Source organism: Paenibacillus sp. FSL L8-0333 (genome assembly GCF_037965665.1).
GTDB lineage: Bacteria > Bacillota > Bacilli > Paenibacillales > Paenibacillaceae > Paenibacillus_AQ > Paenibacillus_AQ odorifer.
This window is the reverse complement of the sequence record NZ_CP150186.1, coordinates 4,899,855-4,919,695: the sequence shown is the minus strand read 5'-3', so window position 1 is coordinate 4,919,695 and position 19,841 is coordinate 4,899,855. Positions and strand designations below refer to the sequence as shown.

At 44.3% G+C, this 19,841-nt stretch carries 17 protein-coding genes; 13 read left to right on the top strand and 4 right to left on the bottom strand.

From position 1 onward, the window contains the following. Positions 1 to 109: 109 nt before the first annotated feature. Positions 110 to 262 carry a DUF1540 domain-containing protein gene (locus tag NYE72_RS22075; protein ID WP_076098619.1) on the bottom strand — a complete coding sequence of 51 codons (153 nt, stop codon included), beginning with the start codon at positions 260 to 262 and terminating at the stop codon, positions 110 to 112. Between the two features lie 428 nt (positions 263 to 690). Between NYE72_RS22075 and NYE72_RS22070 the strand changes: the two genes are divergently transcribed. Further along, the gene (locus NYE72_RS22070) at positions 691 to 1,806 is read left to right on the top strand and encodes a DUF4349 domain-containing protein (protein ID WP_076141630.1); all 1,116 of its coding nucleotides are present in this window, start codon (positions 691 to 693) and stop codon (positions 1,804 to 1,806) included. 91 nt (positions 1,807 to 1,897) lie between these two features. On the opposite strand, the gene msrA is transcribed toward NYE72_RS22070, so the two are convergent. Together msrA and NYE72_RS22060 are read right to left on the bottom strand one after the other, a co-directional pair. Then, positions 1,898 to 2,884, bottom strand: coding sequence for a peptide-methionine (S)-S-oxide reductase MsrA (gene msrA / locus NYE72_RS22065; RefSeq protein WP_038572566.1), 987 nt, complete (start codon positions 2,882 to 2,884; stop codon positions 1,898 to 1,900). Positions 2,885 to 2,986: 102 nt separating this feature from the next. Next, positions 2,987 to 3,604: a VTT domain-containing protein gene (locus NYE72_RS22060; protein ID WP_038572564.1), complete on the bottom strand. Its 618-nt coding sequence runs from the start codon at positions 3,602 to 3,604 to the stop codon at positions 2,987 to 2,989. Between the two features lie 163 nt (positions 3,605 to 3,767). Between NYE72_RS22060 and NYE72_RS22055 the strand changes: the two genes are divergently transcribed. From NYE72_RS22055 to NYE72_RS22015, 9 genes are all read left to right on the top strand, one after another. Beyond that, entirely contained in the window at positions 3,768 to 4,703 is a 936-nt protein-coding gene (locus NYE72_RS22055) for a Gfo/Idh/MocA family oxidoreductase (RefSeq protein ID WP_038572562.1), read from the top strand. Between the two features lie 23 nt (positions 4,704 to 4,726). Beyond that, positions 4,727 to 5,050, top strand: coding sequence for a hypothetical protein (locus NYE72_RS22050; RefSeq protein WP_036682960.1), 324 nt, complete (start codon positions 4,727 to 4,729; stop codon positions 5,048 to 5,050). Positions 5,051 to 5,174: 124 nt separating this feature from the next. Beyond that, positions 5,175 to 5,492 (top strand): helix-turn-helix domain-containing protein, encoded by a 318-nt coding sequence (locus NYE72_RS22045; RefSeq protein WP_036682958.1) that lies wholly within the window; start codon positions 5,175 to 5,177, stop codon positions 5,490 to 5,492. Positions 5,493 to 5,703: 211 nt separating this feature from the next. Then, on the top strand, positions 5,704 to 6,429 hold the full coding sequence (locus tag NYE72_RS22040; RefSeq protein WP_038572559.1) for a hypothetical protein: 726 nt from the start codon (positions 5,704 to 5,706) through the stop codon (positions 6,427 to 6,429). 297 nt (positions 6,430 to 6,726) lie between these two features. Then, positions 6,727 to 7,422 carry an iron-sulfur cluster repair di-iron protein gene (gene ric / locus NYE72_RS22035; protein WP_038574702.1) on the top strand — a complete coding sequence of 232 codons (696 nt, stop codon included), beginning with the start codon at positions 6,727 to 6,729 and terminating at the stop codon, positions 7,420 to 7,422. A gap of 150 nt (positions 7,423 to 7,572) precedes the next feature. Beyond that, the gene (locus tag NYE72_RS22030; protein ID WP_036682955.1) at positions 7,573 to 8,283 is read left to right on the top strand and encodes a hypothetical protein; all 711 of its coding nucleotides are present in this window, start codon (positions 7,573 to 7,575) and stop codon (positions 8,281 to 8,283) included. 231 nt (positions 8,284 to 8,514) lie between these two features. Continuing rightward, the gene (gene nirB, locus NYE72_RS22025) at positions 8,515 to 10,938 is read left to right on the top strand and encodes a nitrite reductase large subunit NirB (RefSeq protein WP_036682952.1); all 2,424 of its coding nucleotides are present in this window, start codon (positions 8,515 to 8,517) and stop codon (positions 10,936 to 10,938) included. Between the two features lie 32 nt (positions 10,939 to 10,970). Then, positions 10,971 to 11,291 (top strand): nitrite reductase small subunit NirD, encoded by a 321-nt coding sequence (nirD, locus tag NYE72_RS22020; protein ID WP_036682949.1) that lies wholly within the window; start codon positions 10,971 to 10,973, stop codon positions 11,289 to 11,291. Between the two features lie 52 nt (positions 11,292 to 11,343). Beyond that, complete coding sequence (locus tag NYE72_RS22015; protein ID WP_036682946.1) at positions 11,344 to 12,135, top strand: formate/nitrite transporter family protein; 792 nt, start codon at positions 11,344 to 11,346, stop codon at positions 12,133 to 12,135. 178 nt (positions 12,136 to 12,313) lie between these two features. On the opposite strand, the gene NYE72_RS22010 is transcribed toward NYE72_RS22015, so the two are convergent. Further along, a complete protein-coding gene (locus tag NYE72_RS22010; protein WP_036682945.1) occupies positions 12,314 to 13,039 on the bottom strand; it encodes a Crp/Fnr family transcriptional regulator in 726 nt (241 codons plus the stop codon). 422 nt (positions 13,040 to 13,461) lie between these two features. On the opposite strand from NYE72_RS22010, the gene NYE72_RS22005 reads away from it, so the two are divergent. Genes NYE72_RS22005 through pgmB form a run of 3 tightly spaced genes read left to right on the top strand, consistent with a single transcriptional unit; the run spans position 13,462 to position 18,717 of the window. Then, positions 13,462 to 15,768, top strand: a complete 2,307-nt coding sequence (locus NYE72_RS22005; protein WP_326047888.1) for a glycosyl hydrolase family 65 protein — start codon at positions 13,462 to 13,464, stop codon at positions 15,766 to 15,768. Beyond that, positions 15,765 to 18,053, top strand: coding sequence for a glycosyl hydrolase family 65 protein (locus NYE72_RS22000; RefSeq protein WP_076273020.1), 2,289 nt, complete (start codon positions 15,765 to 15,767; stop codon positions 18,051 to 18,053). Before NYE72_RS22005 ends, NYE72_RS22000 begins: the two co-directional genes overlap by 4 nt. Positions 18,054 to 18,078: 25 nt before the next feature. After that, positions 18,079 to 18,717 carry a beta-phosphoglucomutase gene (gene pgmB / locus NYE72_RS21995; RefSeq protein WP_076216120.1) on the top strand — a complete coding sequence of 213 codons (639 nt, stop codon included), beginning with the start codon at positions 18,079 to 18,081 and terminating at the stop codon, positions 18,715 to 18,717. The last annotated feature ends 1,124 nt before the right edge of the window (positions 18,718 to 19,841 follow it).

The following is a 19,841-nucleotide window of genomic DNA, read 5'->3' as shown; positions in this document are numbered from 1 at the left end:
TTTTTAGTTCAATTATTTTTTTGTAATCAGCTACTTGATAATAATTCTCAATCTTGTTAGAATGAAAAAGAAAAAGAAGGAACCGTGGAGGGTCCCTTTAGGCATTTACTTATTTACTTTCGAAAGTTTTGCAATCTGTTTCTTCTGCGCGTTTTGGTTCTTGGGAGCTGTGGAAAGCTACGAAGATCGATTCAGCGCTGCATTTGTTCTCTTCTGCCCAGTGGGTGCATGAGTTAACTTCACAAACTACGTCTTTTGCCATGAGGGTTCACCTCCCCTTTTAGTAATTGACAGTATCATTCAAAGAACGGCTCTGTTCAGCAAGGTGGAGCTTGTCTCAGCAAAGCCGTGTCACGCCCTCATTCATTATGAATAGAGGGTATTTGGATTTTTTTACTAGGTTAGACGTGGTAATTGTACCAAATAATGAGTTTGTAAGCAAATGAGTTCTTTAACTTTCGGGACCCCTCCCATATAAAAAATATGTCCAATAAGAGTCGCAGAAATGCGGCTTTTTGTGTATTTCAACAAGAAAAACCAAAAGAAATTTACCGAAATTCCATATTCCAGTGCAACCTTCCAAGTTTTGGGGCGTCAAAGAAATGAGAGACGGAAGAGATCTGTATAGAACATGACATTCCGTAACGTTACAATGCTAGGGATTACCACTACATTTTTGGAGGAATGAGAATGCGCAAATGGGGTCTGCATTACTTATGTTTATTAATTCTTGCGGTGGTATTGGCAGGTTGTGGCTCGGGTGATAACAATTCGGCAGCTGACAAATTAGCTAGTGACGGCGGAAATACGAGTAATTCTGCTGCAGCAACAACTGAGCAATCTTCAAAAGCTACATTAGCGGATAAGAACACCTCAGCAGAGGCTGAGACAGCAGCGGGAGGCAACGAAGCCCCAGTTGAAAAAGGTTTGACATCAGAGAACACGGATCAAGCAAACGCGGGATTCACGGGCAGTGATGTCGTGGAAGGATTGAACAAGAAGCTTATCTATCATGCCAATCTGACTATGGAAGTAGAAGACTACGGTAAAGCTCAGACTGAAATTCGAAACATGGTAACGATGGCTAAAGGATATATTATAGAGTTTAACGAGAACATGTCGCAATATGAGCAAGGGGGGACGTTTATCCTTAAGGTGCCAGCCTCCGGATTCTCTCCTTTTCTGAATAATTTGGAAAAAGTAAAACACGAATCGCTACAGCGCAGCATTCAAGGTCAGGATGTCTCGGAGGAGTATATTGATCTAGAGTCGCGTCTGAAGGCAAAGCAGTTAATGGAAGCTCAATATACTGAGTTTATGAAAAAAGCAACGAAATCAAGTGATCTGGTCGCCTTTGCAAACGAGCTTGGTTCGATTCAAGAAACGATTGAGCAGATCAAAGGCAGAATGCGATATATAGATCAGAACGTATCCTTTTCAACGGTAGAGCTTAGAGTGTACCAGACGGATGAGAGCTTAGCTGTGAAGGAAAAGGCAGAGCAAGGTCCATTGCTGGAACGCGCATCAGATGCTTTAAAAGGAAGCCTGAACGCACTATCTGTTATGTTTCAGTGGCTTTTTGTAATTCTTGCAGGCGCATTGCCGATTCTAATCGGTGTGGGCATTATTTTAGCCATCGTTTGGTTTGCCCGCAAAAATATCCGCGTACGACGGGAGCAGCAGACCCAGCGGATACGGCAGGAAAATCGGGAGCTGAACAAGGAGGTACTCCCTGCACCAGCAGAGCCAAAGGTGACAACCTCAATAAAGGATAAGAAAGCGAACGAGGACGAGAATAAAGAATAAGCTCCTATGAATTAAAAAGCCTCCAATTCATGGTATACCGTGAATTGGAGGCTTTTCTATAAGATAGTACAGTTTCGCACGTTATCGAAGATTAGGCAGGCTGGAAGAGTACACGATACTCGCCATAGCCCTCTTTCTCCAGATCCTCTTTCGGTATAAATCGCAGTGCCGCTGAATTAATGCAGTAGCGCAGGCCGTTTTCCCCTGGACCATCGTCGAAGACATGACCTAGATGGGAATCTGCTACTTTGCTGCGCACTTCTGTGCGAACCATCAAATGGCTGAGGTCCGTCTTTTCCTTCACGGCGTAATCGCGGATTGGACGTGTAAAGCTGGGCCAGCCACAACCGGAATCGTATTTATCCTGCGAACTGAATAATGCTTCACCAGATACGATATCTACATAAATGCCTTCTCCGTGGTGATCCCAAAAATCATTTCGGAAAGGTGACTCTGTAGCGCTATTCTGAGTGACTTCATATTGAAGTGGCGTCAGACGTTCTTTCAAGCTTAGTTTATCTTCTTTATGTGTCCAGTGGGTTTCGATAAAATCCTCTCGGCCGGAACCCTTACGGTAACGTTTGTAGTGGCCCGGGTTCTTACGATGGTAGCCCTGATGATATTCTTCGGCAGGATAGAAGGTTGCTGCCGGGAGGATCGGGGTAACAATCGGGCTAGCGAATCGTCCGCTTTCTTGCAAAGCTGCCTTGGAAGCCTCTGCTTGTTGCTTTTGCTCTTCAGAATGGGTGAAGATAGCCGTTCCGTAAGAGGTGCCGCGATCATGGAATTGTCCACCCGCATCGGTTGGGTCAATTTGCTGCCAGAATAATTCAAGCAGCTTGCTATAAGGGAAAATTTCTGGGTTGAACGTAATTTGTACCGCTTCAACATGTCCTGTGGTTTCGGAGCATACCTCTTCATAGGTAGGATTCACTGTATGCCCGCCAGTATAGCCGGAGACGACACTAATAATGCCTGGCAATTCCTCGAACGGCGAGACCATGCACCAGAAGCATCCACCTGCAAAGGTTGCTTTTTCCGCCTTGGAATTTATATGGTTAGTCTGATGTTCACTCATTAATATCCCTCCATTCATGTAATGCAATTAAATAGATCACAATCTAATTATAAAGCAAATAACCACAGCCTGCCAGCTTCCGCCAAATAAGCTCTCTGTTACCTAGTGTTTTTTTACTTCCTGTGAACTGTAACGAAAGCTTAGTCCGGCTATAATAAGCACAATGGCATAAACAACGATGGCTATAATCGCATTTCCAGGGTTCTGGAACAGTTGATCCCCAAGGAAGGCATACAAGGCGATGCCTGGGATTTTTCCAATAGCTGAGGCAGCTAGATAACTCCAGAAGGGCAGCCCGGCTGCTCCGGCATAGATGTTAACTGCGGTCTGCGGGATAATCGGCAAGAGACGTGCTAAGACAATAGAAGCAAAGGGCCGCCGTTCTATGCCTTTTGTGAATTTTTCAAGTAGGGGAATAGAAGTCAGATAAGCTCTCGCTTGATCTTGAAATAAGAACTTCACTACGCCGAAAAGGAATGCGGCAGCAAGGGTTGTAGCTACCCAGCAAATTAAAGCACCAGCCAAACTTCCGTATGCATAACCAAAAAATCCGATGACCGCTTTGTACGGTACAACTGGAAAGAGAGCCAGTAAAGTTGCGATCCCTATAGAGCCAAAAACATTATGATCCTCTTTCATCCAGCTAAGGATGTCATATCTGTAGATAAACGCAAGGATTGTGCCCGAAACATAAAGAATAATCGAGAACCATTTTCTCATAGCTAATATACCCTTTCTTCCACTCATTCATCTCATCATACGGGATAAAAAGTAAATATTGAAGTGAAGATCATTGTCGGCGAACGCCAAGCAGGTATAATAGCATTTATAGAGAACAAAGAGAGAGATAAATTCTTGAATTATAAAGAGGGGAGTTAGATCAGTGATCGTTTCTGTACGCAAAAGAGTCGCCATCATCGGGATTGGCAATATCGCCCGCAAAGTATATTTGCCACTGCTCTCTCAGCATGGACAAGTTGAGGTAGTGGGGGTTCTCAGTCACTCATCCACAACAGTAGAGCAAGCTGTTAATGCCTATCGCTTTCCTAAAGGTACGACAAATTTAGACGAGCTGTTGTCTTGGGATCTGGATGCAGTATTTGTGCATAGCCCAACGACGACCCATTATGATATAGTAACAAAATGTCTCGAACAGGGGATTTCGGTGTATGTAGATAAGCCGCTGTCCTATGATCTGGAAGAATCCAGAAGGATGGCAGAGCTGGCAGAAAATAAAGGGCTGCTGCTAGGAGTGGGCTTTAATCGGCGTTTTGCCCCAATGTATGTCACCGCCAAGAGTTGGCTCGAGGAAGCTGGAGGCATTAGCCATTGCCACGCGATTAAACATCGCACGAAGCTGCAATTAGGCAGCAGCCGTGAGACTGTACATGACGACTTGATTCATATGCTTGATCTGCTGTTATGGTTATGTGGAGATCAGTATGAGCTGCTTCGCAGTAATCTTCAATCCAATGGAGAGGGGCGACTTGTCCAGGCATCTGGAATGCTGGGTTGGGAGCAAGGCTCAGTGGGGATGTATAGCATGGTTCGTGAGGCTGGTGTTGATTTGGAGAAGCTGGAGCTGCACGGTAATGGCCGTTCGGTGGAAGTGGCAGATCTGGACCAAGCCATCCTATATGAAAAAAATGCTTTGCCATGGACCCAGAGCTTTGGAAGCTGGGATACGGTGCTGGATAGAAGAGGTTTCGGTGGAGTGGTAGATCATTTTCTGAACAATATAAATACACCAGAGTTATGCAGTATTGCTGCTTCAGCAGTTCTGCCTAGTCATAGATTGGCAGCTCAGCTTGCTGAATGAGGTCTCTAAGAAAGGAGTAAAATATGGAAGACAACCGTAAATTAGTGGAGGAACAAATCATCGAAAGCTATAAGCGGGAGGAAGAGATGATGATCCTTGTATTCGCCCAGTGGTGCGTGAATCAAGGACTCGACCCGCACAGTTTATATTTGCAGGCTTATCCACAGCAAGAAGGGAATGAAGCCTTGCGAAAAGCGCTTGCCCTAACGGTTTCTGCGGAGGAAGCAGGGGATATTTCCGATGACACAGTTCTCGGCGTACTCTCCTTATTCGGAAATGATGACTTGGCGCAAATCGTGACAGAAGCGATTGCTCAAAGGGAATCTAAAGCACATACAGGGGATTGACAACGAGGATATAATGATAATGTCAGATGAACTTTTTTTAGTAAACGATGTTCATCAGGGATGAAATGTGTTAATATTATATATACTAACTAATAGTAAGTTTCGCTAGTGAGAGGTGAGAACAATGGAAGAACATCAAATTTCGATGTGTCCCAGATTTGAGACAGCCTTCTCTTTCTTAGGCAAACGTTGGAATGGACTTATTATTCAGACATTGATGAGTGGACCGAAGCGGTTTAAAGATATTTCCGGCCTCATTCCTTCAATGAGCGATAAGATGCTGTCCGAGCGGATGAAGGATTTGGAAGGTGAGGGTATTCTGGTTAGACATGTATACCCGGAAACACCTGTACGTATTGAATATGAACTAACAGACAAAGGCCGTGCGCTGGAGCCTGTTATGCAGCAGATTCAGTCTTGGGCTGAGAGCTGGGTAGAGTAGAAATCAAAGTCGTGTTGTGGCCCTTTTTCCTGAAGAACGGAGGAGGGCTTTTCAATTTTTAAATAAAAACCTTGCACAGATCGAAAAAATCTGTAATATAATAGAAAAAACGTTGTATGTTCCTTGCATGGAAACGCTTGCAATATTGGTTTTTGCTCAAATCTACTCAGCTGGAGTACAGGCATAGCAAAACTATTAGGAGGCGAGGGAGATGAAGACCACCCTGTTTTCCCGGGAAATAACGTATGGAAAAAAGGATGTTGCTGAGCTGGAGAACGCTTCGATCAAAGTACAGCTCATCTATGACAAGACGTTGTTCATGCTGCATAGCCATCTTCCAGATTCCTTATGGGATGCGTGGATTGGTGTGCCTTACAGCATTATCTCTTCACTCTACAAAGGCAACAATGATAGCGGAACTATTTTTCAAAAATGGATTCAAAGTCCTTCTGGCTGGAAATGTATCGGTTGTGAACGGCATTGCCTGGAGTCGACGGAACCTCTTCAAGAAGTGAATATGGCAGGTAATCAACGACAATATAAGTTTCATAATGGCATTCGCCAGAGCATGGTGCTACAAGCCTTAATTTGGTCCATGTACGAGAATACCGTATTATTCAAACCCTTTTTAGGGGATGAGCCCTTTTTTGATGAAGATGATTTGCATACGATATCCTCTTATTTCGTGCCAACCTACCTTAATGATCTACGTCTTCTGGAGCAGTCTAAGCCTTGTAAAGAGTACAAAGATCAGAATATACAGATCTATCAGGAATGGATAGCCGCCCCTGACCTTGTTCTCAAATGGAATGGTGGCCTGACAGAGGGAAGATGGATGACTGGTGTTTATATGGATCACTCCCGCTTTGCTGGCTTAGGACCTTATTTGAAGGACGCAAAGGGGAAGCGAACGTATATGCAGGCTTATGTTCAATAAAAGATACAGATTTGGTGTGACCGAATAGATAAATGTAAGACAAATAACATTACTGATGCCCGTGTGGTAAACAAAAGACAGGTCGATTGTGGGGATTTATCTCCATGATTGACCTTTTTCGTTCAACAAAGAGATACAATTTTCGTGAGTACAATCACAAGTCAAAACTCCTTTCAGGGTTAAGGTGAACAGGTAGAAAAGATTTTTTCAGAACCTGATCACATATCCCGAGGAGGAACTATTATGGAAACTAAACAACCTAATGATAGAATTTCAGATTTACAGCATAAGCAATCGGTGCAACCTGGATTTACTCCAGATGCCCTTGTAAAAGATATTGTGCTGCAATTCCCAAAAGCTGCGGATTATTTCAAGTCTAAACGGATTGATTTCTGCTGTGGAGGCGCCAAACCTCTTGCTGAAGCAGCTGTAGAGCGTGGACTAGATCAAGAGATGATCATTAGTGATCTCAACAAGCTGTTCGAGGAATATCCGGTACCACAAGAAGAACTCGCATGGAACACAGCACCTTCTGCAGAGTTAATCGACCATATTGTGAGTAAACATCACCATTACCTGCGGGAAGAACTGCCCCTGATTAGCCAAAATGTAACTAAGGTATACCGGGTTCATGGCGGAGATTCACCTCATTTAGAAGAGTTATATAGTTTGTTTAATGCACTCAAGGAAGATCTGCTACAGCATACAGCTAAAGAAGAGGAAGATGAGTTTCCGAAATTATTAGCGTATGATGCCAATCCAAGTGAAGAAGGGCTAACCACACTTCGCGAGGCATTATTTGAACTTGAGAGTGAACATGACACAGCAGGCGATATATTGAGACAAATACGCAAAATAACAGATGATTTCACCCCACCGGCTCATGCTTGTACAACCTATCGTTTGACTTATGCCCGGCTAGAGGAGCTGGAGAGCATGACTTTTGAACATGTTCATCTGGAGAATAATATATTGTTCCCTAGATTCCAGTAGAAAAAATGAGTTTTCAAAGAGTCCCTTAGGGGACTTTTTTTATATTTGAGAACAAAGCTTATTTACGTTATTCTTAAATAGACAGTATGCATAACTTACTACAAGCCTGAGACGCTGTGTGGTCATTAGGCGGGACAAGGCGGTGTCACTATGCCCACGAAATATATGTGGAGGTTGTTACTAGGATTAGTCATCGTATTCATAATAGGTGGATGTTCGACTCTTGCTGACGTTAATAATGAAGGGAATAATGGCTTAGCAGGATCAGACGGGCCTACGCTTTCGCTTATCGTTGCGGGAAATGACTTGCTGACCAACCCTTTGGACAAGCAGCTTAGCGAGAGCTACAGAAAAGGGATAACGATCTTTGACCTACTGAAAGGTAGTGGGAAGGCCACCTTTTCTGAGGATAACACAAGCATTCTAACGGTAAATAATATTTCACTCAGTCCAGGAATGAATTGGGAGCTGCAAATGGATGGGGAGACCATTGGATCTGAGGATTGGGGTCGAACCGTCGGGCATGAATCAAAATTAGTAATTACGGCGATGTCTAAGGAACAAGAGGAACCCCTTCAAATTGTGTTGTTGACCGTGAATGGCGGAAGTGAGCAAGTGAATTTGAATCATTCATATGTTATGGGATTTACTGAAGATTTAACAGTGAGAGGTTTGTTGAAGAACAGCAGTGTGGTGCAGTTGACCGAAGACAACAAAAAGGTGTTATCCATTGGTGATTATACTCCTCTTAGCAATGAAGTTTGGAAGATGAAGGTGAATGGGAAGCAGCTGCTTGAGAATGGAATGGACATGAAGCTTAGAGTGCAGGATGAATTGGAGATTTTATTGGCTATACGTTAAAAAAAGTACATAAATGCCAGATCTACGGTTATTCAGAACCTGTGATCTGGCTTTTTTTATTAGAATTTAGAACCTAACAAAATTGTCTTATTTTTTATGTGAAAACATTCACATTTAATGTGACTGTAATCACAATCTCTCTTAAATTTTGAAATGTATAATTTCATTATGTAGAAGATAAGTTGAAGCAAAGTTCAACAAGAACGGATAAGACTGAGGAGGCACCTAACTATGGCAGCGAAGAGAGAAAAATTAGTATTAGTCGGCAACGGTATGGCAGGCATAGGTACGCTAGAGCAAATATTGAAGCTAGGTGGAGCTTATGACATTACGGTCTTTGGAAGCGAACCTCACCCCAATTATAATCGGATCATGTTGTCCTATGTTCTCGAAGGCAGCAAAACCATCAACGATATCATCCTAAACGACTGGAACTGGTATGAAGATAACAACATTACCTTGCATACAGGAACAACAGTTACGCGAATTGACGAGCATTCCAAGCAAGTAATTGCGGATAACGGTATGGCTGTTTCTTACGATAAAGTGATTATTGCAACGGGTTCGAATTCATTTATTTTACCTGTACCTGGTTGTGATAAGGAAGGCGTAGTGGGTTTCCGGGATATTGCAGATTGTGATGCGATGCTAGCTGCGGCTAAACAATACAACAAAGCGGCGGTAATCGGCGGGGGCTTACTTGGATTGGAAGCGGCAAAGGGTCTTGTGAACCTTGGCATGGACGTTACTGTAGTGCATCTGATGGAAGATCTAATGGAGCGCCAGCTTGATCGTAATGCCTCCTCTATGTTGCAAGCTGAGCTAGAGCGTCAAGGCGTGAAATTTGCCATGGGCAAACAAACAGTAGAATTGACAGGGGAACAGAGAGTAAGTGGTTTACAATTTAGTGATGGCACTACACTTGCAGCTGATTTTGTAGTTATGGCTGTAGGCATCAAACCGAATATAACTGTGGCAAAAGAAAGCGGAATTGCTGTTAATCGTGGAATTGTAGTGGACGATTATTTGCAGACCTCTATGCAGAATGTATATTCCATTGGCGAATGTGCCGAACATCGCGGAGTTTGTTACGGATTAGTAGCGCCGCTCTTCGAGCAGGGTATGGTTCTAGCTAAACATCTCTGCGGAAGCGATACAAATCCATATGAAGGTTCTGTTGTCTCCACCAAATTAAAAATTTCCGGTGTGGATGTATTTTCTGCAGGTGAGTTTATGGATTCCCCTGAGCACACTGTAATCTCAAGCAAAGATGAATGGAAGCGAACCTATAAGAAAATTCTGCTCAAAGACAATGTCATTGTTGGTGCAGTCCTGTTCGGGGATGTGACGGAATCGGCTAACCTGCAAAAGTTAGTAAAACAAGGTGCTGTAATGACTGATGAGATTTATACAGAGGTCATGGGTACGGGCTGCTGCGGAAGCGGAGCCAAAAAGAGCACATCTGTAGAAGCTATGGCGGACGAAGAAATCGTTTGTGGCTGTAATGGGGTTACGAAAAAAGCGATTGTGGATGCGGTCATAGAAAATGGTTTTACTACTGTGGACGAGATCAAAGCATGTACAGGAGCGACGCGTTCTTGCGGAGGTTGTAAACCGGTTGTAGAACAAATTTTACAATTTGTCCTGGGTGATAGTTTTGAGCAGTCTGCCAAGCAAGGTATCTGTAGCTGTACAACGCTTAGCCGGGATGAGATTGTTGCTGAGATTACAGCTAAAGGTCTTAGTACTACTAAAGAGGTTATGCATGTACTGGGTTGGAAACAAGAGGAAGGCTGCTCTAAATGCCGTCCGGCGATTAACTATTATCTGGGGATGCTAAATCCGGATACACATCAAGATGAGAAGGAATCACGTTTTGTTAATGAACGTATGGGAGCCAATATTCAGAAAGACGGAACCTATACCGTTATTCCACGCATGTACGGCGGGGTAACGACACCAGAGGATTTGAAGAAAATCGCTGATGTCTCCCTTAAATATGATGTAAAAGTTGTGAAGGTGACTGGTGGGCAACGCCTGGATCTAATCGGGGTGAAAAAAGAGGATCTGCCGAAGGTATGGGAAGAGCTCGATATGCCATCAGGTTATGGTTATGCCAAATCGCTACGTACGGTTAAGACTTGTGTGGGTTCACAGTTCTGCCGTTTCGGTACACAGGATTCGCTGGGAATGGGCGCGCTCATAGAACGTAAGTATGAACGTCTTGATTTTCCTGCCAAGTTTAAAATAGCTGTCAACGGCTGCCCACGTAACTGTGCGGAATCCTGCACGAAGGATATTGGCATCGTCGGTAATGACGGCGGTTGGGAAGTATTTATCGGTGGTAACGGTGGGATCAAACCACGGATTGCTGATTCCTTCTGCAAAATTAAGACCGATGAAGAGTTGATCGAAGTGTGCTCCGCTGTGATGCAATATTATCGTGAGACCGGTAATTATTTGGAGAGAACCTCCGAGTGGGTTGAGCGTATGGGACTTGAGCAGATTCAAATGGTCATTTTGAATAATGAAGATAACCGCAAAGAGCTGGCCGCACGGATTGACTTTGCTCTGACTCAGGTGACGGATCCTTGGAAAAAAATGCTTAATGACAGTAGCACTCGTACTGCGCTTTTTGAAGAAACAAGAGTCTAGCGGATATAACGCACACAGAAGGGGAGAGACCAATGAATAAGACCACACAAACGTATGCAATAGGCTCAGTACAGGATTTCCTGCTGCAGATTGGCCGTGTAGTGATTGCTGGAGCTGTTGAACTGGCTGTATTTCGTGCCTCTGACGGAGCCATCTATGCAGTAGAGAATCGTAGTCCTCATCCTAAGGGTGGCCCGCTTGCGGAAGGGATCGTGTCAGGTCACTATCTGTACGATCCGCTGTACGATTGGAAAATCGATCTGCGCACGGGTGAGGTGCAGGCTCCAGACCAAGGTAGTGTTGTGACTTATCCAGTCACACTGGACGGAGAGAAAGTTACAGTGAGCGTGTAGACACCGAAGAGTGTAGTAATAGATTTAATAGAAAACGGTGGGGTGGAGTATTATGTTTACGCAAAGTGTGGAGAGCATCGTAGAGACGGCAGTCAGTAAGCGGGACAAAATGAATGAAAGCTTGCCAAGATATTTTCTAGCAGCCCTGTTGGCAGGTGCTTATGTAGGCATTGGGATTATCCTTATTTTCTCTCTAGGAGCACCGCTAGCAGCTGCTAAATCACCTTTCCAACCGCTTATTATGGGTACATCCTTCGGCATCGCCTTGACGCTTGTAGTATTTGCAGGCTCAGAACTGTTTACTGGGAATAATATGTTTTTTACTGTAAGTACACTGGCAGGCAGAACCAGTATCTGGGATACCGTTAAGAACTGGATCCTTGTATTCATCGGGAATGTGGTGGGTGCAGTGATTTTAGCGCTTTTAATTCGTGGGACTGGGTTATTCAGTGCTGCGCCGCCAGAGCATTTGATCTTTACAGCCGCTGCTAAAAAAATGAGTCTCCCGTTCTCTGAGCTGTTTTTTCGTGGAATCCTATGTAACTGGCTGGTCTGTTTAGCGCTATGGATGTCCTCACGTGCTAAAAGTGAATCTGCTAAGCTAATTTTAATCTGGTGGTGTCTGTTCGCCTTTATCGCAAGCGGATATGAGCATAGTGTGGCTAATATGACTCTGCTTAGTGTTGCTGTGTTGCTTCCGAATCATCCGGAAACCATTACGATAGCTGGATGGCTGCATAATATGATCCCTGTAACTTTGGGGAATATCATTGGTGGGGGCGTATTTGTCGGCATGGCCTATTGGCTGATCTCACCAGTGCGTGGTACTCGCAATAACCGTTAAATCCATTTTTAATTAACTATATTAGAGCTGAACCGATCTTGGGTTTAGCTCTTTTTTTGTTGAATATAAAAAAAAGACACCTGCATTAGGCGCCTTGGACCACTCTATTTTATATTATGCAGAATAATTGGGTCATGTATGTTTCATTGAGGTGAATAGAGGGTATATTATAACGGAATTAGATCCGGCAGATTTCGTTCGGACACAGTTCGCAGTGGCAAATTTCTTGCAGCATGCCAAGGTCCTTGATGACAATCATACCGTTCTCATACTCAACAGCATCTTTTTTACGCAGGTCGCTCAGCATCCGGTTAACACTTTCACGAGTGGCACCGATCATGTTGGACAAATCTGTATGCGTAATTTTTTTGTTGATAAGGATATTCTCACCATCGCTGCTCTTCTCACCATAGGTATTGCCAAGACGAATGAGCGTGGAGCATAGTGCACCAGGTTTGCCGTACATCATTAGATCACGGAATTTAGTTTGGGTGAGACGGTGATGAATACCCATCCATTTCATAAAGTCGATAGCAAAATCACAATGTTGGCAAATGAGAATTTCTAGATCCTTTTGTTCGATGACGCCAACTTCACTTTCTTCAATCACTTCGGCTGTAAAGCTATGCTTAGTGCTGAAGAATGGATCTGCTTGACCTACCATATCGCCAGCTTGATACATATAAAGAATGAGTTCTTTACCTTCATCAGTAGATTTAGTTAATTTCACACGTCCACGTTTGATATAAAACAATTTATCCGAGTAGTCGCCTTCCCAGAATAGATGTGAACCCTCTGGAACTATGCGCTCTTTCATTGTAACTAGAAGTCTGTTGAAATTCTGTTCGGAGAAACAGTTTGTATTTCCGTGGGCTTCGATAACATTGTAATGTTCTTTTAGCATAATCGACATCCCCTTTATTCCCTCAGTTTTTCAGTAAATTTTAAATTAATTATACCTTGAAAATCCCTCGAATTGGTTATAAAAAATCGTTTAAAAGTGTCGAATTTTCAACATTGTGATAAATTTCACTTCTAAAGTGTTCGATGTAATATTCTTTTTAACTAAAAAAGAGTAAGTGATCTCACGTTTATGATATATGAACAGCGGCTATCCATTATTCTCAAATACTGGGTTAATCGCTGTTTTTTTGCGTCCCCGTTAGATTGTAACATATAACACAGTTGAAATTCATGTTAAAGAAATTAGTTTTATCTCAACTCCGTATAAATGCACACATCTTCATTACGGTCGGACATTGGCTCTATTGCTATGCAGCGATATCCTGAAATTGGAGCAAAAATCAGGAGAAGGAGAAATCATATATGGCTAAAGTAGCAGACAAATATCTTAAGGTTGATCCGTGGGCAATTATTGAAGAGGGCTTTGATCCAGAAAGAAATCGGACTTCGGAATCTATTTTTTCATTGGGTAATGAATACATGGGTGTACGCGGATATGCAGAGGAAGGGTATTCAGGTGACACCCTGCAAGGAAGTTATTTTAATGGATTAAATGAACAATTGGATATTGGCAATCACTACAAAGGGATCATTCGCTCGCTGAGATATATGGTGAATGCGGTGGACTGGCTGTATACACGTCTATCTGTAGATGGTGAACAGCTTGATTTAGCAAAAAGCAACGTAACAGATTATGTGCGCAAGCTGGATCTTCGTAAGGGTACGTATCGGAGAGAGCTAATCTGGCATCTAAACGATGGCAAGTCGCTAAAAGTAGTCTTTACACGTCTGGTCAGCATGACTATGTCTCATTTGGGGTTGCAGCGGGTAGATTTTGAACCCCTTAATTTCTCGGGGAGCGTGGACATTTGTACAGGTCTTGATTTCGGCATTATTCATGAAGAACGCGGCGAATGTATGTGGAACAGTCTCCGCAGCGGAGTAAGTGGAGCGTCCTCTGCTATTATGGCCAGTACAGTGAATACTGGGAATAAGCTGTTCTCAAGCTTTACCTTACAATCCTCGCAGCCGTTGCAGCTCACTGCTACTGAGAGTGATAAGTTTATTGGACAAAATTTCACTCTGGACCTTACGGAAGGAGAAGTCTCCTATTTTACCAAACTGGTTATGAACTATTCGGATAGTGATTCTGCCCATACAGCTGAAGAGCTGTGGAGCAAAGGTCTGTCTCTTGCTGAAACAGCAAGCCAGTTGACAGATACCCAAATAATCGCTGATCAGACAGCTTATTGGAAGGGCATCTGGGAGACAAGTGATATCCGAATTGAGGGCGATCCTGAGAATCAGCAGGGTATTCGTTTCTGTATCTTCCAGCTTTATCAGACCTATCATGGCGATCATCCCGGATTTAATATTGGTGCCAAAGGGCTGACGGGTGAAGTATATCGTGGGTTGGCTTTTTGGGATACAGAATCCTATTGCTTACCGTTCTATATGTTCAATAATCCAAGGGCTGCCCGGAGCTTATTGGAATTCAGATATAAAACATTGCCGCAGGCTATGCAGCGCGCTAAAGAGGTGGATTGTGAGGGAGCCTGCTATCCAATTGCTACTATAGATGGAACAGAAAGCTGTGATCTCTGGCAGCACTCTAATCTTCAGCTTCATGTAGGGACTGCTGTTTCTTATGGCATTTGGCATTATGTCAAAAATACCGGTGATAAAAGCTTCCTGCACAGTAAAGGGGCTGAGATGCTGATTCAGATCAGCAGATTCTATGCTACACGTGGCCAATGGGGGCAACGCAGCGGGGAATATGGTTATTTTGGCGTTATGGGCCCTGATGAGTTCCAATTGATGGTCAATAACAACTGCTACATTAATCTGATGGCTCAACAATCTTTTGAATACACCCTAGAGACTCTTCGGGAGATGAAAGAACAGGCTCCTGCTGCTTTTGCAGCTGTGGTAGAGAAAACAGAACTTCATGACGAGGAACTCACCGATTGGGAAAACAAGGCGCAGCATATGCGGATTCCGGTTGACGAAGTGACAGGAGTTTATGAAGAGCATGATGGGTTCTTCGATATGCCACATATTGATATTCATTCGATTCCTGTTACAGAATTCCCGTTATATTCGAACTGGTCATATGATCGTTTGTATCGCTATGACATGATTAAGCAGCCGGATGTACTTATGTTTATGTTCTTGTACAGCGGACAATTCTCTAAAGAAGCGAAGCTGGCGAACTATGAATATTACGAGCCTAGATGTATTCATGAGTCTTCGCTGTCACCTTCGATCCACTCCATTTTGGCGAGTGAAATCGGCAAACCCGAGGAAGCATATTCGTTTTTTGAATTTGCTACTCGACTGGATTTAGACAACTATAACCGCAATACCCGTGAAGGGCTGCATACTACCTCAATTGCAGCTGCTTGGATGAATATTGTTTACGGCTTTGGTGGAATGCGTTCGGATGGAGCACGTCTGTCCTTTCAGCCAACCCTGCCAGAACGCTGGGATGAATATAGCTTCCAAGTATTGTATGAAGGAGTGCTTCTGAGAATTGTGGTCGACAAAAATTCAGTAACAATCACTGCGGTTAATGGTGGAAGTACCGAAATTATAGTGTACGGACAGTCGATTACAGTGGATGCTTCCGGGAAGACGCTTCCGCTAGGCGAAGGGATGCTGGCAGGATGAACTGGATCGTAAAGGAGAGTTGTTTTGATAAACAGCTTGTGACGACGAACGGTAACAAATATATGTTAGGCAACGGCTACATGGGGTATCGCGGCACACTGGAGGAATTCAGTAAAACTGAGCTAGTAGCTGTCACCCTCGCAGGACTATATGACAAAGAGGGGGACAAATGGAGAGAACCAGTTAATGCCCCTAATGGATTGTTGACCAAAGTTTTCTGTAATGATCAGCTCTTAAGTGTGCTTGACTGTGAACCGGTCGCTCATACTCAGGAGCTGAATATCCGAAATGCCATTCATCATCGGAGCACTGAATATGCTGTATCTGACGGTGGGGCGTTGACGTTTACCGCAGATCGTTTCGTAAGCCAGGATAATCTTCACTTGCTCGTTAGTAAATACTCTATTCGCAGTACTCAAGACTGCCGAGTAGCGATTGAGACGGGAATTGACGTAGATGTGTGGGATATCAATGGGCCTCATCTTTACGGACAAAAGGTACAGCTCAAGGACGAGGTGCTGATCTCTTCTTCTGTTAGCGGAGAATTGAAGATTCCGGTTGTTGTGGCGGAGAGGGCGGTATTCAGTTTTGGTGAGGAGCTACTGGAAGATGGGGCTGCTGTTCGCCGGATTTCTTTTGATGCCCGTGCGGGTGAGACGTATGAATGGTTTAAGTATGTAGCAGTCTATACTGGACTTGATGCTGATCAGCCGGAGTCGGAAGCTGTTAAATCTGTCCATGCTGCTGAGGCGCTGGGTTTTGAGGGGTTATTTAAGGCTCATCGTCTGTTATGGGACGAGAGATGGTCACACAGCGATGTAATCATCGAAGGTGATGAAGCTGCCCAATTTGCCTTGAGATATAGTATCTATCAGCTGTTAATCATTGCCCCTACAGTTTCGGAGAAGGTGTCTATTCCAGCCCGGGGATTATCGGGTCAGGTATATAAGGGAGCTGTATTCTGGGATACGGAAATGTTTATGTTGCCGTTTTTCCTGCACAGTGATCCTAAGGTAGCGCGGAACTTGATGATGTACCGGATTCATACATTGGATGGTGCTCGCCGTAAGGCAGCGGAATATGGATTTTTGGGCGCATTTTATGCTTGGGAAAGTCAGGATACGGGAGACGATGCCTGTACGCTGTTTAATGTGAACGATGTATTTACAGGCCGGCCGATGCGGACCTATTTCCGCGATAAGCAGGTTCATATCAGTGGTGACGTTGTGCATGGGATCTGGAAGTATGTTCAATTCACAGGCGATGAAAGTCTGCTTACTAGTGGAGGAGCTGAGGTGATCTGGGAATGCGCTCGCTTTTTCTACTCTTACGCTTACTATAATTCGGTTAAACAGCGGTTTGAGATTCTGGATGTAACAGGTCCGGATGAATATCATGAGCGTGTGAACAATAATGCTTTTACCAATGCACTGGTTAAAGAGACGCTGGAGATTGCCTTGCATACGGCAGCTTTGCTGCAAGAGAAGTATCCTGAGGCCTACGGTCAATTGTCCGCTCCGTTTAGCTCAGGGCCATTCCTGAAGGAGTTCAAAACGATGCTGGATAGCTTTTATGTTCCACAGCCTGATCCTGCCAGTCTTGTTATTGAACAATTCGACCGGTACCTCACCTTGGAGGATGTAGAACTAACAGAACTGAAATCACGTGTGCTTAATAAAAATGAGTATTTTGGCGGCGGCAATGGCTTAGCTACCACCACAACCATACTTAAACAAGCAGACGTTGTGTTGATGCTGAATCTGTTTAAACACTCCTTTAGCAAGGAAGTGAAACAAGCGAACTGGGGATTTTACGAACCGCGTACGGAACATGGATCAAGCTTAAGCCCTTGTATCTACGCTTTGGTAGCTGCTGATATTGGTTCACCGGATTGGGGCTATCCGTATTTTATGCGTACGGCTACCGTCGATCTCACCGGCGAATCTAAGCAATATGTAGGGGATCTCTACATCGGAGGGACTCATCCAGCTGCGAATGGTGGTGCTTGGATGGCTGCGGTTCTTGGCTTTGCTGGGCTGGACTACGACGGAGGGGTTGTGCACATCAATCCATCTCTGCCGCAACATTGGCAGTCCGTTCAGCTTCCGGTTACACTGCGCGGCGATACCATCCAACTGCGGATCAGTAAGGATGAAGTCACTGTGATCACAGCTGCTGATTACAGTGGAGACTTAGTATTCTCGGTGCAAGGCGGAGAAGGCAAGTCGTGCTCTGCTGGTGAGAACCTTCGACTGGCTTTGTCGAAACGGGAGTATAAATATTAATACACAACGGAGAGGAAGCAAATCAATGTTGGAAAATATGAAAGGCGCCATCTTTGATCTGGACGGCGTGATCGTAGATACAGCCAAATATCATTATTTGGCGTGGGCGAGTCTTGCAGATGAGCTTGGCTTTAAATTCACGGAGGAGGATAATGAACGGCTTAAAGGTGTGAGCCGGATGAGATCGCTTGATATCCTGCTGGAAGTGGGTGGCCTGGAATTTGAGGAAGCAGAGAGGCAGGCAATGGCGGAGAAGAAAAACCGCCTGTACGTAGAATACATTTCTCGACTCGAGGAATCGGAGCTGCTGCCTGGAGTGAAAGAATACCTAACAGGATTGAGATCACGTGAGATTGGGATTGCGCTAGGATCAGCCAGTAAGAACGCTGAGTTTATTTTGAATAAGCTGAACATTACAGACTTATTTGATGCAGTTGTTGACGGCAACAAAGTGTCACTAGCCAAACCTGACCCAGAGGTGTTCCTGATCGCGGCTCAAGAGATAGGCTTGCAGCCGGATGAATGTGTTGTGTTTGAAGATGCTGAGGCGGGCGTTCAAGCAGGTAAAGCTGCTGGGATGAAGGTTGTAGGTATCGGCAAACATGAGGTGCTGAAGGAAGCTGATCTGGTCGTAAAAGGGTTGTATGAGCTGCTGACAGACTGAAGTTCTAAATAAACAAGGGACCGACTCCAAAGTAGCGGATGACTTTGGGGGCGGTCTTTTGTTGTGCAAAGTCTCTGTATTTAGCTAGCTCAGACTGTCTATCGGACCTCATAGTCGCTATTGGCCATAATACGGCTCATTTGCGAACCTATCGGACTCCATAGTCGCTATTGGCTCGAAAAGCCCTCATATCGCGCATGTTTGGAACGAATAACGCCTCTGGAGTCCGAAACTCCCCGTAAAAGCCAAAAATCAGCCAAATAGCAGCATCTGAGTCCGATCGCTCATCGTGAAGGGGTGTGTGGGAATGTAAAACGCCGAATAAGTAGTTAGCTACACATTAAGTAATCCAAAAGGTTAGTATTAAGCTCAGACGGTGATCGGACCCCATAGTCGCTATTAGCCGTATAGTAAATAATTCAGAAGGTTAGTCAAAAAGCTCAACAGTTTATCGGACCTCATAGTCTCTATAAGTAATAATACGGCTCATTTGCGAACCTATCGGACTCCATAGTCGCTATTGGCTCGAAAAGCCCTCATATCGCGCATGTTTGGAACGAATAACGCCTCTGGAGTCCGAAACTCCCCGTAAAAGCTGAAATTTGACCAAATAGCTGCATCTGAGTCCGATCGCTCATCGTGAAGGGGTGTGTGGGAATGTAAAACGCCGAATAAGTAGTAAGTCGCACATTAAGTAATCCAACGCTCAACAAGCAGCAAAGCCGCACATCCGGTAATCCTAACGCACAACAAGCAGCTAAATAGCACATCAAGTAATCCAGACGCCCAACAGCAAAGCACATTCAAGTATTGAAGTACTTGAGTGTTCAAGTGTTCAAGAACATACATCGCACTTCTTCCATATAGAGTCCATTCCTCCTAGCCCCACGCAGTGTCCTTTACGCCGTCTCCCCCTTTTTCCGTTTGCGGTTTTTAAGAGTTCGTTGATGGAGTTGCGAAGTGGAGGTTTGGAGCTGGAGAAACGCCAGTGGTCGCCTTTATCCTCGGATTTCTACCGCTCAGCGGTATAAAATCAGGAAATCTGAGGATAACAGCGATCGTAAGCCCAAACGCTCCACGTAGTGGCGAACATATCATCGTGCTCTTTTTATCCGTCCAACAGA

Coding starts and splice junctions, on each gene's coding strand:
- pgmB (WP_076216120.1), top strand. CDS start 18,079: ATGTTGGAAAATATGAAAGGCGCCATCTTTGATCTGGACGGCGTGATC.
- NYE72_RS22040 (WP_038572559.1), top strand. CDS start 5,704: ATGAAGACCACCCTGTTTTCCCGGGAAATAACGTATGGAAAAAAGGAT.
- NYE72_RS22010 (WP_036682945.1), bottom strand. CDS start 13,039: ATGCTAAAAGAACATTACAATGTTATCGAAGCCCACGGAAATACAAAC.
- nirD (WP_036682949.1), top strand. CDS start 10,971: ATGAATAAGACCACACAAACGTATGCAATAGGCTCAGTACAGGATTTC.
- NYE72_RS22075 (WP_076098619.1), bottom strand. CDS start 262: ATGGCAAAAGACGTAGTTTGTGAAGTTAACTCATGCACCCACTGGGCA.
- NYE72_RS22070 (WP_076141630.1), top strand. CDS start 691: ATGCGCAAATGGGGTCTGCATTACTTATGTTTATTAATTCTTGCGGTG.
- NYE72_RS22005 (WP_326047888.1), top strand. CDS start 13,462: ATGGCTAAAGTAGCAGACAAATATCTTAAGGTTGATCCGTGGGCAATT.
- NYE72_RS22015 (WP_036682946.1), top strand. CDS start 11,344: ATGTTTACGCAAAGTGTGGAGAGCATCGTAGAGACGGCAGTCAGTAAG.
- NYE72_RS22045 (WP_036682958.1), top strand. CDS start 5,175: ATGGAAGAACATCAAATTTCGATGTGTCCCAGATTTGAGACAGCCTTC.
- nirB (WP_036682952.1), top strand. CDS start 8,515: ATGGCAGCGAAGAGAGAAAAATTAGTATTAGTCGGCAACGGTATGGCA.
- NYE72_RS22000 (WP_076273020.1), top strand. CDS start 15,765: ATGAACTGGATCGTAAAGGAGAGTTGTTTTGATAAACAGCTTGTGACG.
- msrA (WP_038572566.1), bottom strand. CDS start 2,884: ATGAGTGAACATCAGACTAACCATATAAATTCCAAGGCGGAAAAAGCA.
- NYE72_RS22030 (WP_036682955.1), top strand. CDS start 7,573: ATGCCCACGAAATATATGTGGAGGTTGTTACTAGGATTAGTCATCGTA.
- NYE72_RS22050 (WP_036682960.1), top strand. CDS start 4,727: ATGGAAGACAACCGTAAATTAGTGGAGGAACAAATCATCGAAAGCTAT.
- NYE72_RS22060 (WP_038572564.1), bottom strand. CDS start 3,604: ATGAGAAAATGGTTCTCGATTATTCTTTATGTTTCGGGCACAATCCTT.